Annotated in this window: 9 protein-coding genes; 6 read left to right on the top strand and 3 right to left on the bottom strand. The window is 47.9% G+C overall.

The window, feature by feature from the left end:
• Positions 1–10 precede the first annotated feature (10 nt).
• A complete protein-coding gene (gene phnD, locus AC1DWB_RS14325; protein WP_477541753.1) occupies positions 11–2,389 on the bottom strand; it encodes a phosphate/phosphite/phosphonate ABC transporter substrate-binding protein in 2,379 nt (792 codons plus the stop codon).
• Between the two features lie 372 nt (positions 2,390–2,761).
• Here phnD and AC1DWB_RS14320 point away from each other — a divergent pair, with 372 nt between their 5' ends.
• Complete coding sequence (locus AC1DWB_RS14320) at positions 2,762–4,660, top strand: heparinase II/III domain-containing protein (RefSeq protein ID WP_477541752.1); 1,899 nt, start codon at positions 2,762–2,764, stop codon at positions 4,658–4,660.
• 47 nt (positions 4,661–4,707) lie between these two features.
• Complete coding sequence (locus AC1DWB_RS14315) at positions 4,708–7,044, top strand: right-handed parallel beta-helix repeat-containing protein (RefSeq protein WP_477541751.1); 2,337 nt, start codon at positions 4,708–4,710, stop codon at positions 7,042–7,044.
• A gap of 169 nt (positions 7,045–7,213) precedes the next feature.
• On the opposite strand, the gene AC1DWB_RS14310 is transcribed toward AC1DWB_RS14315, so the two are convergent.
• Together AC1DWB_RS14310 and AC1DWB_RS14305 are read right to left on the bottom strand one after the other, a co-directional pair.
• A complete protein-coding gene (locus AC1DWB_RS14310) occupies positions 7,214–8,014 on the bottom strand; it encodes a response regulator transcription factor (RefSeq protein ID WP_477541750.1) in 801 nt (266 codons plus the stop codon).
• Positions 8,015–8,046: 32 nt separating this feature from the next.
• Positions 8,047–9,798, bottom strand: a complete 1,752-nt coding sequence (locus AC1DWB_RS14305; RefSeq protein WP_477541749.1) for a cache domain-containing sensor histidine kinase — start codon at positions 9,796–9,798, stop codon at positions 8,047–8,049.
• A gap of 293 nt (positions 9,799–10,091) precedes the next feature.
• On the opposite strand from AC1DWB_RS14305, the gene AC1DWB_RS14300 reads away from it, so the two are divergent.
• The 4 genes from AC1DWB_RS14300 to AC1DWB_RS14285 all read left to right on the top strand — a co-directional run.
• Positions 10,092–10,925 carry an ABC transporter permease gene (locus tag AC1DWB_RS14300; RefSeq protein ID WP_477541748.1) on the top strand — a complete coding sequence of 278 codons (834 nt, stop codon included), beginning with the start codon at positions 10,092–10,094 and terminating at the stop codon, positions 10,923–10,925.
• Positions 10,925–11,794 carry a carbohydrate ABC transporter permease gene (locus AC1DWB_RS14295; RefSeq protein ID WP_477541747.1) on the top strand — a complete coding sequence of 290 codons (870 nt, stop codon included), beginning with the start codon at positions 10,925–10,927 and terminating at the stop codon, positions 11,792–11,794. The genes AC1DWB_RS14300 and AC1DWB_RS14295 overlap by 1 nt, the downstream gene beginning before the upstream one ends.
• Positions 11,795–11,857: 63 nt before the next feature.
• The gene (locus AC1DWB_RS14290) at positions 11,858–13,456 is read left to right on the top strand and encodes an extracellular solute-binding protein (RefSeq protein WP_477541746.1); all 1,599 of its coding nucleotides are present in this window, start codon (positions 11,858–11,860) and stop codon (positions 13,454–13,456) included.
• Between the two features lie 18 nt (positions 13,457–13,474).
• Positions 13,475–16,496 (top strand): carbohydrate binding domain-containing protein (locus tag AC1DWB_RS14285; RefSeq protein ID WP_477541745.1); only part of this gene is annotated, 3,022 nt, incomplete at its 3' end.

The raw sequence follows: 16,496 nt of genomic DNA, 5'->3' as shown, positions 1-16,496 counted from the left end.
CCCTACGTGATTATTGCATACCCATTAATTTTTTCACATCACGGAAGTTATCGAAATTTTTGTCTTCGGAGGCAATGTAGCCCTTATGCGCAAAAGCATTGTTGATAACCTGCTGACCCCACGGGTCTTGACCAACAGTGATGAATGCATCCTGGATTTTCTTCTTCCAAGTGAGGTCCATATCGGATCGTACGGAAATCGTGTCGTTAGGGATTTCGTCCGAGAATGCAAGAATGCGAGTATCGCTCATAATATTGGGCATATCCTTCATTACGGTACGAATGTCCTGGAACACGCCAACTGCATCGACCTGATCGTTTAGTAAGGCGAGGACGGCTCTGTCATGGCCCTGAAAAGAGCTTCCCTGCACATCGGTTTGCGGGTCAATGCCGTTCTGCTTCAGCAGTGCACCGGGATAAACGTAACCGGAAGCGGAAGAGGTTGCTTGCCAACCGACTCTTTTACCCTTCAGGTCTACGATGGTTTGAAAGGGGGAGTCGGCTTTGACGAGAATCATTGATTTATAGAAATTGACAAGGTCTGTGGTCGGTTGACCCGTAACATCGTCAATTCCGTATCGAAGCGCTTGTAGAAGCACATCAACAGACTTACCTGTGTCATGTGCGGCGACGTAAGCATTGAGTGACAGGAAGCTGATATCTACTTTCTTGGAAGCCATCGCTTCAATAACGGTGTTGTAGTCAGTGGATACAGAGATTTTAACAGGAATGCCGATACGGTCACCCAGTAACTTCTCCAAGGGCTTCATTAGGATTGCCATGACTTCAGGGTTTTGCGATGGCACGACTTGTACGATCAGAGACGTCGGGATATAGCTTGCCGGAACAGACCCGTCAAGAATAACGGAAACTGTTTTTGTTGTTTGATCCCAGCCTACGTCAGCTCCGAAAGTTTCGGCTATGAAGCGAACTGGAACTAACGTACGATCATTGATGATCACGGGTGGTGAATCTAATTGGATATACTCTCCATTTACTATTGCAACTTGATTATCTATGGTTAGTTTTGCCGTAGTGCTTCCTTTGGATGCTTGGACAGTGGAAGTCGATGGATCCCATGTAATATCAATTCCCATAGATTCGAATATTTTGCGCAATGGAACCATAGTTCTCCCGTTAATCGTCATTGGAGGTTGGTCAAAATACAATCCCTGGCCATTGGCCTTAACTAGTATGGGATCCGTATCAAGCACTTCAGAGTCATTGCTTTTGATCCAATTAGGCGTGGTGCTCCACCATTCTGTTCCATCTCCTGTAAAGCCGCTCCCCCATGAGAATAGAACACCATCTTGTCGAATAGCCATAGCTCGAGAATTTATTCCCGTGGCAGTAATTTTTTTGATTTTGACTAGATCCTTTACCTGTACGGGAACATTCTTATCCTCATACGATCCGATGCCCAATTGACCGCCAGAGTTATGTCCATTTCCCCAGACCGTGCCATCTCGTTTTAAGTAAAGAGGTCCGCCAGCTGTAGCCTGAATATCAATCACATCATAGATCCCATTAATCTTGGCAGGTTGAGAACGGTCTGTATAGGTTCCATCACCTAATTGACCTTTACGGTTAATCCCCCATGACCATACGCTACCATCGTTCTGAAGCGCGAAGTAACATCCTGCACCGTTTGCAATGGCGATAATATTGGATAAGCCTTGAACCTGCTGAGGACTCTTCTTTGGTTGAATCTTTTGACCATTGTACACGGTGCCGTCGATTGTCCCCAGCTGCCATACTGTCCCATCTTGTTTTAAGACAAGAAGATCTGAAGCGAAGCCAACTGAAATAGAGGCCACTTGCTTCCATTGTGTTAATTGAATAGGTTTGGCGCCATAAAACTCTCCCCATGCCCATAGAGTACCATCTTGTGTTACAGCGTAACTGTTAACCCAATCCAGTACAATTTGTTTGACATGAGTTAACCCTGGAACTTGAACCGGGGTGTGCTTATCGTTATTAGCAAGGATGGCTCCTGATTTATCATATGTAGATATCGTGCCGTCTCCGATATTTCCGTAACGATTGCTGCCCCATGCCCAGACTGTCCCGTCTTTTTTAAGGGCCAATGAATTACCCTGACCCGCGGCAACTGCAATCACATCGATCAGACCTTTAACTTGAACAGGTGAAGTAGCTTTCTTGCCAGATCCGAACTCACCGTTACCAAGTTGGCCGTAAGTATTGCCTCCCCAACCCCAAACGGTTCCGTCCTCTTTTACTGCAAGGCTAATCCCATCACCGAGGCCGATATCCGACCAGCCAACAGGGCTTTTAGTAGATTCTGCTGCATAAACTAGTGAATTTGATACTAGCCATAAAACCATAAACGAAATCAAAAAGTTCGGGGCAAACCTAATAAACTTCACCATAGATTGCGCTCACTCATTCCTTTTTTTAATATTATCTTCATGATTTTACCATGGGGGAGGGGCGTTGTAAGCTAAAACCTAATATATTCCAGATGCTAGGGAAGTACAGCATACAAAGTGGCGAGGAGTGGGAATTGTCAGTGGATATGAAGATGGCAGTTTCCGTTCGGGATCGAGCATCTCGCGTACAACAGTCGTATACGAAATGGGCAGTCTCGGAATGTGCGGAATAGCTAATATAAAGTCAAATTTATCGAATTTAAATCGCTTACATTTTTCCTTAGAATGAAACTGAATATAGCCAAGTTTAACCATGTTGCAAAGGAAATCGGCACAATAGCGGCCTCATATTATCCAAAGGAGAGGGTAACGATGAACAGCGCAATAAAATTGGTACGAGATTGGGAGAACGTAAGGGCTAAAATCGGCAAAGAGGCATGGGCAGGGCAAATTGCGGCTAAAGCGAAGGCAGATACCGACCGCTGGATCGCTGCATATGAAGATGATGCGGCCCGGGTAGCTGGCTGGGGTCACCATTACTTCTGCGCGCACTGCTTCGCTTCGCTCGTGTTCGATCCGCAAAAGCCGGAAGAGCATGTATGCAGCAGCTGCGGTAAGATTCGGAACGACCAGGAGGCTAACGACGCCTGGTGCTACATATTCCGCACGTCGGCTTGTTCGCACGTGTTCCAGGCGGCTGCTCTGTACAACATCTACTTCGAACAATCGTATCTTACATACATTCGTAAGGTTGTTAACTTCCTCAGCGACCACTACGGCACGTTCGGCGTTCGGACACCTCCCAACCAGGAGGGACGCTTCAGCGGCACGGATCTGACCGACGGGGTTGCCGTCATCTGGCTGCTTAATGGACTGGAGCTGGTGAAGAGCGAATTAACAGCGGCGGAGCTGGGGAAATGGAAGGAACGGTTCTTCATTCCGGAAGCGGCGTTTCTGATTGAAAAGGTCGGCGTGACACCCAATATCATCATCTGGATGAAAGCGGCGGCGGGCATGATCGGCCTGTTCTTCGACGAACCCGTCTGGTGCGAACGTGCAGCAGAAGGCGAATACGGCATCAAGAAGAAGCTGAACGACGGGTTGCTCAAGTCCGGTGTCTGGTACGAGGGCTCGTTCCATTATCATTTCTATTGCGCGGAGGGAATGACTTACTACCTCGCGTTCTGCCGAATATACGGATACGAATTCCCAGAGATGGAAGATGCGCTGCTAAGGATGTACCGGTATCCGGTGCCTTTCTCGTTCGCGAATGGGCAGTTTCCTAGCCCGAACGACGGCTGGCCGCTGCTTGGCTTCCGCAACTATGCCCAGCAGTATGAATGGATTCGCAACGTCTACGACGAGGCGCCATTCCGCTATGCACTGGCGCAGTGCTATGAGGAATCGGGCCCAGCCAAAGGCTCGGACCCTGCGCCGAATGTCGGCGGGATGGCGCGGCTCTTGTTCGGAAGCAGCTGGCGGCAGGAATGGGAAGCGGCCCCGGTGACTGGCGAAGGGCTCCCAGATGGGCGGTCGGTGTGCGATCCGAACATGCATTTTGCCATGCTGCGCAGCGGGGAAGCTTCGGTGTTCTTGAAGTACGGCTTTATTCTTCGCGGCCATTCTCATGCGGATATTATGAACTTCGAATTGTTCCTAAAGGACGGGCTGCTGTCACGGGACATATCGAACAGCGGCTACGGCTCAGACTTGTTCCGCGAATGGCAGCGCAAGACGATCGCGCACAATTCGCTTATGATCGATCGGTTGAATCAGCCGAACCGGCCGACTGGCCAACTGCTCGAGTTCGACCGGGACAACAATGCGATTCGTGCCGCAGCTGACGATGTGTATCCGGGCTACCGATTCGAGCGCTCCCTGAGGCTGGAGCCGGATCGGCTGCATGACGAGTTCACGGTGAAGGCGGCGCCAGAAAAAGCAGGCGAACAGCATGTCTTCGACTGGTTCTTCCATTGCTCCGGCGAGCTTCGGCATGAGCTGCAGATGGAGCCGACAGAGCAGCCAGGCGACGCGGACGGCTACCAGCTCATGCTGGACACGGCAAGCTGCCAGGTCGACGGCGACTGGGAGATCAGCTGGGAGCTGCCAGACAAGACGCTAACGCTTCATATGGAAGGCAGCCCGGGCACGACCGTGTATATTTTCCGCGGCTATGAGCATCGGCTCGACTGGACACGCTGGGGCGTCATGGTCCGCCGCGAAGGTGCCGAGGCTGTGTTCAAGGCGAAGTATCGGTTCACTGTGCGTTAATGGTGTGATGGGTATCTTACTTAACGACATAAAGGAATGTGATCATCATGGGAGAAAAACAAGTTTATCACGTAACCTGTTCGGATGAGTTGCTATCAGCTCTTGCCGCGTGTCGAGGGGCAGATGGCCAATCGGAGATTGTGCTTGCTGAGGGCAACTACTATATAGCGTCAACCTTGGAGCTTAATGACGAGTACCAGGATCTGGTTGTACGTGGAGAAGGGCGTGTTCGTCTAATTGGAGGCAAGCGTATCACGCAATGGCACTTGGTTGAAGATCCGAGCATTCTGAATCGGCTTGAGCCGGAAGCGAGGGAGCATGTGCGGGTATGCGATCTGGCGTCCAATGAGATTGATGATACTGGACGTATAGTCTCACGTGGGTTCGGACGCGAGCCAGCTCCTTCTCATGCGGAGCCATTCTGGAATGGAGCACCGCTGTATCTCTCGCAATATCCGAAGCGGGGCAATCATCTCAACATCACTGGATTTGAGGAAGGCCGCGTTAATGAATTGGAAGAAATGGCAGGAGTGCCGGAGAAGGGCTTTTATTACCAAGATGAACGTCCGGCTGCTTGGGCGGAAGCTGAAGATCTTTGGATCCATGGGTATTGGAGCTTTGATTGGAAGGCATCCTACGAGCACGTTCAGTCTATCGACTTGCGCAGCAAGCATATATTGACGCATTCGCCTTATGCGGTTTCACCTTTTCGATTGAAGCAGCGCTTTTATTTCCTCAATATTCTCGAGGAGGTCCGTTATCCACGGGATTATTATATCGATCGCAAGAACAACAAGCTGTACTTCTACCCGGATACGATGGGCGGGGACGATGAGCTTCTCTTATCGATGCTGGAGACGCCGATCTGCAAGCTGGACGGCTGCAAGCGCGTGTCGTTCATTGGCTTAACCTTCGAATGTACCCGCAGCAATGCGCTGCACGCGGACGAGGTGACCGATCTGATGATTGATCGGTGTGTATTCCGTCATATTGGGAATACGGCTATTCATATCGAAGGCGGCGCGCGCAATACAGTTCGTAATAGTACGATTCACGATTGCGGCGACGGGGGGATCATTGCGTACGGCGGAGATCGTGTAACCCTTACGTCCAGTGAATTCGAGATTACGAACAATCATATCTATCGTATTGGCAGATGGAGCCGCTGCTATTACCCGGCTATCCATATGAAGGGTGTCGGGATTCATGCGACGCATAATCTAATACATGACTTGCCACATATCGCGATTCTGTATTGGGGCAATGACATCGTCATGGAACATAATGAGATTTATAGTGTGTGCATGGAGACAGGCGATGCCGGTGCCATCTACAGTGGACGTGACCTGACCTATCGCGGTAATCGGGTATGCCACAACTTCATCCATCATCTCGGCGGAGTCGGTATTGGAACGATGGGGATTTACAATGATGACGGGTTATCAGGAACTGTGATGGAAGACAACTTCTTCCTGGAGGTCGGCCGCGCGGTTTTCCTGGGTGGCGGTGTAGATTTTGTCGTGAAGAACAATGTATTCGTCAAGTGCTATCCTGCGGTTACCGTGGACAGCCGTATCGCGCATACCAAGTTTTTCTGGGGACGTGCGTATGAAGGACTGAAGCAGAGTTTCTACAAGGCTGCAACGTCCTGGCGCCAAGACCGGGATATGAGCATTACACTGAATGCAAGTGAGAGTCCTTACGTGGATCGGTATCCAGAGCTGCGCCACATTGATAAGATGTTCAAGGACAATCGCCCGATGGTTGGCGCAGCCCACATCTCGCAAAATGTATTTTGTGCCAAGGTGTGGTTTCGTTACTATTACGACATGCGAGATGAGAACCAAAAGAAAATGTATGATGACGGCGTACTCATCCATCCGACGAACGAAGCGTTAAGTGCTATTCTCGATTCGCGGCGGGATATCGCCTTGGAATGGTCGGCTGGCAAAGGAGCGTGGCTATTCGACAAGAACTTCACCGCCCAGCCGAGTGACTTCGAGGATGCCAAGTGGGGGAAAATCACTGTTCAAGAACATTCGGAAGCGTACGAATATGGATATAAGCGGAGAGAAATGAGTACGATTGGCTTGATCGATGCCGACAGAGATGTGAATCCACCCAAGATCCTCACAAGCTTAACCTATCCGTATAGAGGGGAGAAGAGGCTCACGCTGGGGATTCGCAATGAAGGCAGGAACGTGGAGAACGGGGTTATTCAGCTGCATACGAGCAGCAACGTCAAGCTGGCCGTGCAACAGGTGCCCTTCACGCTTGCTCCTGGAGAAGAATATGAGATCGAAGTTGGCACCATTATAGCGAACGAGGAATTTACAGTCGAAGCCAGGAGTGACCTAGCGGGAGTTAGGCCTTCAAGGGCGTAACGAAGGAGGGGACTCTCTAACCAGTGTTCCTGGTTGTGAGGCCTCTATGCTGGTTCTTGAAGCAGCATATGAGGCCTATATGTTTACAGATTGGATAAGGTGAAAGATCCGGACCGCGTTTGATGTAGAGAAGGATATTCATCGGATGAGCTCTGGACATCAATCAAGGTTAATGGTTGATTTTGTAGTCGCTCGGCTTAACGCCTATTTTTTTCTCGAATATTTTGCTGAAATATTTGGGATCCTTATATCCGACCTGACTGCTGATTTCATACACCTTGAGATCGGTTTCCTGCAATAAGCTCTTGGCCTTTTCCAGACGTGTATTTGTTACATAATTTAGAAACGTATCGTCTGTTTTTTTCTTGAAGAGCTGGCTTAAGTAGCTCGGATTAAGATAAAAATGCTCGGCAGCAGAAACAATGGTGATATTTTCAGTATAATGCTCGTCAATGTACTTTTTAATGTCCTGGATCATGCCTGACTGCTGCTGAGGTTTTACGGAGGTATCGCTCATAGCTTGCTTATTGAATAGTGCCGTATACAGAATGGATTGAGCTTGCAGAGCTGCGAGTTTCTCCTGCTCGTTCCTCCTAGCTTCAATTCTAGTTATTGTTGTTAGAATGCTGTTCTCCAACTCTTGTTCGTTCACCGGTTTAAGAATGAAATTGCTAATCCCTAACTGGATGCCTTTTTGTGCATATTGAAAATCGGAATACCCGCTAAGGACGATAAAGTGAATAGGCGATGCCTTTTGATTCAGCACCTCGATCATTTCCAGTCCATCCATGTAGGGCATCTTAATGTCTGTAATGACAATATCGGGCTGCGTGTCTTCGACTAGTTGCAAGCCCATTTGGCCATTATAAGCGACCCCGGCAACGGTGCAGTTCAGCCGCGTCCAATCGATGATCATCTTCAATCCTTGCGTGATCTTGTTCTCGTCATCGATCAATATTACTTTGTACATGATGGACCCACACCTCCAGCACTTATTGTTAGTTAATGGGGAAAATAGAATGAGATCGTTGTTCCTTGGCCTGGTTCCGATTCGATCGTTATACGAAGGTTTTCACCATAATGAAGAAGCAGGCGGGTACTTATGTTTTTTAATCCTAATGATTCCGATGGCGTGTGATCAATCTCGCGATTTTGTATCAAATTACGAATTAGCTGCACTTGCTGTTCCGTCATTCCTTCCCCATCATCCCGAATCCTAACTACGCATTCACTGCCGCGACAGCTGCCTTCGATATAAATATGGTAATTCCGATCATGCTTGAGAAAACCGTGAATGATGCTGTTTTCAATCAAGGGCTGGAACACAAGCCTGGGGAAGCGGACATCGTAAAGCTGCTCATCCAGTGCAACGTGAAGCTGGAAACGATTATCGAAGCGTATATTTTGCAAAGCAATATAAGTTTCGATATATTCGATTTCGTCACGTATTCGATTCGGTTGTTTCGATTTGTTCAACGCGAGTTGAAATAGCTTTCCGAGCTTTTTGATCATTTCAGCGACTTCAGGAGATTGCTTCAGTTGCGCTTCCATGCGGATCGATTCTAAGGTATTGTTCAGCCAATGCGGATTAATCTGGTTTTGCAAGGCTAAATATTGGGCTTCATTCTGTTTGATTTTGGACGTATATACATCCTCGATCAGATGCTTGATTTTCAGAATCATATCGTTGTAATGACGGGTCAACACGCCGAATTCGTCTCTCCTGGTCGAAGGTGAAATGAGGGGGTAACGGCCTTGCTCTACGTGCTTCATACTTGAGATCAGTCGATGTATCGGTTTCGTCATATGATAGCTGATCCAGATAGAAGCAGGAGCAATAAGCATCAAAACGACCAGAGTGACAAGAAGTGAAAGGTTTTTATAGCGTTCCAGCCTTTTGTACAGATTGTTCTCCGGTATATGAATGGTGACGCTGATGCCTGTTGCCGGGGAACGATTCGTAGTGCTTAATATCGAGCCGCCCGAGTTAGAAGACGCAGTATGTATTGGCACATCGGGTCCCGCATACTCCGGAATAATATCGAATAGGAGCTCCCCGTTTTTGTTGTGTACAAGTACTTGGGCTTCATACTGCTGGCTGAGGTTGAATAAATGAGCGTCCAGGGATATGAGACTGCGAGAGGAAAGCTCGAATAAAATAATGCCCGCTTGCTCGCCTTGTTGCGTTTTAATAAGACGTCCTGCTGTAAATACGTCAAACTCCCGTTCCTTGAGCGTTGTTTGACCATAGTGGGGGGTCAACGTAAGCTGTCCGCCCGCTTGAATCACTTCCTGGTACCAACGTTGGTTGGACAGCAAAGCGATATCGGATTCTATCTTCATATTTCCTGTGGAATAGGCGTTGCCTTCATTACTAATGATCATGACGCCTTCGACAAAAGGCAGTTGGTCGGCAAACCGCAGCAATTGGCGAGAAATGGACAAGTTGTGGTCGATGCGAGCTCCGGTTGAATATGTGGACTCTTTCTGCAAATAGGCAAGCATAGCATAGTCGCTGAACAAAGTACGGGACGTATAATCGACCTGCAAAACGTAGTTGTTGATCGTCGTGTTCAGCTGGGACACGTATAGTTGAATGAAATCGGTAGAAGCGTTTTGTATGGTGCTCTTCCCCTGCGAATACAAGAGCTGGATCACAATGAGGATCGGAATGACACATAGGAATAAGAAGGATAAGAACAGTTTTTTTGAAAAACCGATGTATAGCACGTTTTTCCATAAACGACGCAGCATGTGCACTCCTCATTTCTTGCCTCATTATAGAAGATAATGTTCTGGGCGACAAGATTATTGAAAGCGCATACTAACAAGTGTCCTACTAAATGCTAAAGAATGTCTCATTACGCATGGAAAACACGGGTGATAAGATAAATGACGTRGTGGAAATGGAGTAAGACAACAACTAGAAAGCAGGGTGAACGATATTGCTGACCGCAAATAAGGCATATGGAGGTAAGGAAGGGTGGTCAAAAAATTTTCGTAAATATTGGCAGCTCTATTTGATGGTCCTTCCGGGTGTAGTCTTTATGATTATGTTTCGGTATATCCCGCTGGCGGGGATTATTATAGCKTTTCAGGACTATATGGTGTTTAAGGGGATAGTGGCCAGTCCATTCGTAGGTTTTAAACATTTCGAATCGCTGTTCGCCTATTCGCAATTTTGGAGAGTGTTGAAAAATACAGCGATCATCGGTTTGTACAACATCCTCTTCGTATTTCCTGTTCCGATCGTATTGGCGTTAATGTTTAATGAACTTAAAAACTTGATTTACAAAAGAACCTTGCAAACGATTTATTACGTACCTCACTTTTTCTCATGGGTCATTATTTCAGCGCTTACCTTTGATTTTCTTTCCACATCGGGGGTTGTCAATTCGATTCGCGGAATATTCGGATTCGAGCCCTTCTTGTTTATGCAGAGTGAGGCGTTTTTTCGTCCCATCGTGATTATAACAAGCATTTGGAGAGAGGCCGGCTGGGGAACGATCGTCTTGCTTGCTGCAATCAGTGGCATCAATCCCGAGCTGTACGAGGCGGCGATGGTGGACGGAGCGGGCAGACTGAGGCAGATGGTTAAGATTACCTTGCCTTTGCTTGTTCCTACCATCATCGTACTGCTCTTGCTCAATATAGGCGGCTTCTTGGATTTAAGCTTCGAGCAAATTTATAACCTGCTGACACCTTTGACTTTTCCGGTGGGAGACGTAATCGATACATACGTATACCGAGTCGGTATCACGCAAGGGCAATACAGCTCAACAACCGCGATCGGTCTTTTTCAATCGTTGATTGGATTTATGTTGGTGTTCAGCTTCAACAGCTTGGCGAGAAAATACCAGGAGGAAGGGAGTATGTGGTAGTGAGCAGAGTACATGAATACAAAGGCGATGTTATCTTCCGGTATGTAAACGCAATCGTTCTCGGACTTTTTTCCATCCTGATGCTTATGCCATTCGTGAAAGTATTGGCTACGAGCTTAAGCGGACCCACACCCGTCGATCAAGGAAAAGTTTACTTTTGGCCTGTACAGTTTACGCTGGAATCCTGGCACTATGTTCTGAAGCAGGGGCCCTTGTGGAACTCGTTTCTTATTAYGGTTATCGTCACGGCAGCAGGCACCGGTTTGTGTTTGCTGGTTACATCATTGTTCGCTTACCCGTTAGCGAAAACCGAATTTAAATTAGCCAAAATATTGATGATTATGATCGTGATTACGATGATTTTTCGCTACCCGATTATTCCTTATTTTTTGGCGCTTCGTTCTTACGGCTTGTACAACTCATTCTGGGTGCTTATTGTTCCTTATACGGTCTCGGCTTTTAACCTTATTATTATGAGGACATTTTTCAAGGGGCTGCCCAAAGAATTGGAAGAGGCTGCGCAAATAGAAGGCTGCAATTATTTTCAGTTATTATTTAAAATTGTACTTCCATCGTCGAAAGCGGTATTGGCTACACTTGGCATTTTTTATGCGGTAGGCATCTGGAATCAATTCCTGCATCCCTTATTGTTCATAGAGGATCCATCCTTATATCCGCTGCAATTAAAGCTTAGAGAATACGTGGTCAATGTAGATCTGGTGTCCGGGGGACTAGGAATGGTGTTACCGTACAATAATCATACCTTGCAGGCGGCAACTATTATTTTTGCCACATTGCCGATCTTGCTTGTTTATCCGTTCATGCAGAAGCATTTTGTGAAAGGCGCTATGTTAGGCTCTGTGAAATGATAGGACCGGTGTACGCAGTTACTGCAACTGTTTACCATATACCAAGAAGGGCGGGACAATGTAATGCACACTTATCTAAAAAGCAGCACCGGTAAGCTGTTCCTCGGCTTGCTATTAACCGTATCGACTCTCGCAGGTTGCTCCAATTCTGGAAGCCAATCTTCCGGAGAGACGCCGAAAGCTACTGCAATGGAAAAGCCCAAGGAAACACCTTACATCGAAATATGGGGCAATTCCGGGAATTTCAAGAATGCGATCAAGAAAGATTCCCCTTACTCCAAGTGGATGATTGAGAAGGTGGGGGTCGGCTATACGTCACCATTAGTACCCTGGGAGGGGGGGACGGCTTACATGCAGCGCTTGAACACGCGTATCGCCAGTAACGAACTGCCGGACGTGTTCCTGCCCTGGCAAGGGATTGAGGGGACGTTGATCAAACAAGGCGCTTTGGCGGATTTGACTGACTATTTGCCCAAATACGCGCCTAATATTTGGAAGCGTATACCCGAGGAGATTTGGAACGTTGTGAGAACGGCAGATCCGTCAGGAAAAGGAAGAATATACTACATCCCACGTGTGGAGCTTTACGAGAGTTATGGTGCCTTCATACGAAAAGATTGGCTGGATCGCGTGGGCAAGCAGGTTCCTACAACGAAGGAACAATTCGACGATGTTTTACAGGCATTTCTTACGCAAGACGCTAATGGCAATGGCAATCCGAATGATGAAATACCGATTTCCGGTAGAGAGTTCGGTCGTTGGATGGATGTATTGTTCGGTATGTATGGTGTAGCTATGTGGGAAGGGTTCCCCATGTGGGACATGTATGATGGGCAGATCACCTATTCAGGAGTAAGCTCGAATATGAAAGCAGCCATTGCTAATTTGAGAGAGATGTACAAGAAAAAATGGCTGGACAACGAAACCTTTTTGAACAAAGCGGCGGACTGGACGGCCAAACTGAATTCAGACCGGGTAGGGGCTTGGTTCCATATCAATAAGAATACTCCCGGGCAAATCGATAGTATTCTAAAGCTCAACAAAGACGCTAACTTAGTAGCTTTGCCGGTACCCAAAGTCGCCGGGTACAATGGCTTCATCACGCAAACGCGGATTAATCGTCCAGAATTTGTAATCGCTAACAAAGGAGAAGGGACGGTTATCAACGCTCTGAAAATATTGGACTGGTACAACAATCCGGCTAACCAGGAAGAGATCGTATATGGCGTAGAGGGTGTAGATCATACCGTAGTCGATGGCAAGAAGAAGCTCTTACCTCTTAATCTCGATACGAATACGGCCAAAATTCCACATACGTTCATATTCAGCCTGGACGATATAAAGCTGCAGCTTAAGATTGAGGCGGCTAGCGGACTCGATGAACGGACTACGAAAATCTTAAAACAGCGTGATCAAATTGTAATCGATAATCAACCGTATGCAAAATCGATTGCCGGCGACGGACTTCCTGCGAGTGTATACGCTGGTTATGCTGATATTCAAAACCATACCTTATTCCAGGAAGTCATGACGAAAATCGTAATTGGTGAATACCCAATCGAAAAGTTCGACGATTTTGTAAAGGAATGGTATCGAAGCGGAGGCGAAGAAGTGACCAAACGCGTTCGCGAATGGTATGCGAAGGTACAAGGGAAGCACTAATTATCGGGAGGATGTAACATGCCACAGTCCAGTATTGTGAAGCGGTCGCTAGGTGCCCGGCTTCGAGTTATAATGACTCTCTGTTTGTTCATACTGCTGCTGCGGGCTGCAAGTGGGACCAATAGAGCAGCCGCTCAAGTTATCGGCGACCAATTAATCCTAAACGGCGGGTTCGAGCAGTTCGAGGCCGGAGTACCTGCGAACTGGAATGCGATGAACGGCTGGACAAACCCGGAAATTACCCCATCTATCCATGCCGCACACACCGGGTCGAATGGGATCGTGATCCAGACGACACAAAACACAAAACCATGGATCGTTCAGATCGTGGCGTATGAAGAAGGAGCGACCTACGAACTATCGACATGGTTAAAGGCTGCCGGGGTACAAGGAGCTGGTGTAGGCTTCAAGCTGGAGTATTACAAGGGTCAGGAGATCACCTCACCTAATCATTTAGTCGAATATGACAAGACGCTCTCCATTGCAAATGATGATCTGACAGGCGATTGGCAAAAGATCAGTATGCAGATCGACACACCGCCGGAAGCAGGAAACGTAAAAATATATCTGCGATTGTATGGCACAGGGACCCTTCATTTGGATGACGCCTCGTTTGTGCTGAAACAGCATAAGCCCATGATCGAATTGAAGACGGACGAACTTATTTATTATCCTAGCGTGACCGAAGGCCAGGTCAGCGCTGTCTTCAACTCCCTGGAGAGCCCATTGAATACGATGCACGCCGAAGGCCGCATTTATCGTGAATCGACAGGCGTTACTATCGCTACTTATTCGACGGTTGACGCTTCCTACCCGATGACGTTTACCTTYAACCCTACCATGATGGTCATGAATGAGCCTTATCGCGTTCAGGTGAAGCTGCTCGACACCTCGGGTGCGTGGCTGGAATCCGCGGAAGAGACCATTTATCGATTCGATCGACCGACGATGCTTCAAGAGGATGGTACCCTCATGGTGAACGGAGACCCGTTCTTCCCGGTAGGAGCTTACCATGTTGGCCTAAGTGATTATCCATTTGTCACCCAAGCCGGGGTGAATGTAGTACAGGGGGTGGCGACGAATAATGCCGCTGTGCAGCAGGCGGCGCTTGATAGCGCCCAACTGAACGGGCTTAAGGTCATGGTTCCCCTGTATTACAACATGAAAGTGCAGGAAAATGCAGCGACGACGCAACAATTTGTCACCATGTTCAAAGATCACCCGGCCATTCTGGCATGGATGATCATGGATGAGCCCATTCTTAATAAGAAGTCGAAAGGTGAGCTCCTCGATGCTTACCGCATCATTCGTACGATTGACAAAAAGCATCCAGTCTATATGGTAGAAGCCCCCATTCCTTGGGCGTATGAGACTACAGGCAGAATAGCGGATATTTTCGCGACGGACGCCTATCCGCTTCCTAATAACCCGATTTCCTTAATCGGCGAGCATACCGTGTTGGGCAAGCAAGCTGCTGGGGCCAACAAGCCGGTATGGACTGTACTTCAATCGATGTACAATCAGAACCACCCTTACTTGCCGACGATTGATGAAGTACGCAATATGGCGTATCAGTCGCTGGTGAATGGAGCGCAAGGATTGGCTTACTACTCCTTCAATGAGACGAACTTTCAATTGCGGAATTCCACCTTATGGCCTGGGTTAATTGGTATCAAGGATGAGCTGGCTTTGCTTGGCCGAGTTGTCTCCAGAGCGGAACGGATCGGGGAAGGCCAGCAGGCAGATAGTCGCTGGACGTTATGGAAGGATGGAGGTGTTCTGTATGCCGCAGCGGTCAATACGAGTGATGAAATTCAACAGGTGACGGTGCCGCTAGGCACAACGGGATATAGCGCTGAGCTCCTGTATGGAGGGTCTCAAGCTTCTATGGATAGGAAAACCGCTGGATTGAGTATCGAATTAGGGCCAGAACAAGCGCTGCTATACCGCATTGTTCCGTTCCAAACGATGATTATGCAAACAAAAGATGCCACGAGTACAGCGAAAGCGCTTTCTGACAAAAAGAAATGGGAGAAGAATTTAGATAAGCTTAGCAGGGGGTTAACTGCTATTCAGAATGAATTGGTCACGACGCAACCAAAGATGAGCCACGTGATCAAAGACGCAATCAAAGCGTTGGAAATCATCGATGATTTGACGAATGAGGTTAGCGATGTAACCAATGTAGAGAACCAACAGCAGATGCGGTCTGCGCTTGATCGAATCAGACGGGATTTAGGGCATATCGTCGGTTCCGATCTGCAAATTGAATTCAACCTTTCAGGTAATCGAGTCATAGGGCAGATTCAACCGAACGAATTGACTGTTACACTTCATAATGAAACGGAGGGTGAAATAGACCATTTACAGTTTTCATTAGCATACCCGAGTTCTTTTGCCTTAGACCCGGCGCTGCATTCTTTAGCCTTACTTCCGAAAGGTCAAGCGGCGGTAAAGGCATTTGCGTTCCAGATCGCCGCGCCTGTCGCGGAAGGTCGGTACCCATTTGAACTAAAGATCGATTTCGAGTACAAGGGTACGCCAGTAACGGTAACTAGGTCTGTGTATTACCCATACATGAACCTGCTAAGCGCGGAAGTTGAACCGGCAGCAATTTCTATGGACAAGGGAGGCAGCTATCCCTTTTCCGTAATGATTGCGAATAACGATTCTCAAGCCCTGCAAATATCGTTAAGTGCAAGCCAGCTTCCCTCTGGCATATGGATACAGCTTCCAGGTTCAGTCTTACTTACAGGAAACCAGAAAACGACCGTAACCGGTTCCGTTTACTTGCCCGCCGGTGCCGCGGAAGGCGACTTACTAGCAAACCTCTTCATCGGGGTGAACGGGAGCATTGTCCGTTCGGTACCTCTGTCCCTGAGCATTAACCATAACTTACTTGAGAATCCGGGCTTCGAGCAAGCTGCAGGAGTCACGCCCGCCGGATGGAGCATGCTCCAAGGAAGCTGGAGTCAAAGTAAGTTCCATAGTGGGCAATATGCGGTCGCCCTGCTGCCGGACAGCAGCAATGTGTTTAATG

This window comes from Paenibacillus sp. P4_E11 (assembly GCF_056401635.1).
The sequence above is the reverse complement of the archived record's forward strand: the minus strand, read 5'-3'. Positions and strand labels throughout refer to the sequence as shown.

What these genes read in the sequence shown, in the direction of transcription:
- phnD (WP_477541753.1), bottom strand. Translation starts at nt 2,389, where the DNA reads ATGGTGAAGTTTATTAGGTTTGCCCCGAACTTTTTGATTTCGTTTATG.
- AC1DWB_RS14320 (WP_477541752.1), top strand. Translation starts at nt 2,762, where the DNA reads ATGAACAGCGCAATAAAATTGGTACGAGATTGGGAGAACGTAAGGGCT.
- AC1DWB_RS14315 (WP_477541751.1), top strand. Translation starts at nt 4,708, where the DNA reads ATGGGAGAAAAACAAGTTTATCACGTAACCTGTTCGGATGAGTTGCTA.
- AC1DWB_RS14310 (WP_477541750.1), bottom strand. Translation starts at nt 8,014, where the DNA reads ATGTACAAAGTAATATTGATCGATGACGAGAACAAGATCACGCAAGGA.
- AC1DWB_RS14305 (WP_477541749.1), bottom strand. Translation starts at nt 9,798, where the DNA reads ATGCTGCGTCGTTTATGGAAAAACGTGCTATACATCGGTTTTTCAAAA.
- AC1DWB_RS14290 (WP_477541746.1), top strand. Translation starts at nt 11,858, where the DNA reads ATGCACACTTATCTAAAAAGCAGCACCGGTAAGCTGTTCCTCGGCTTG.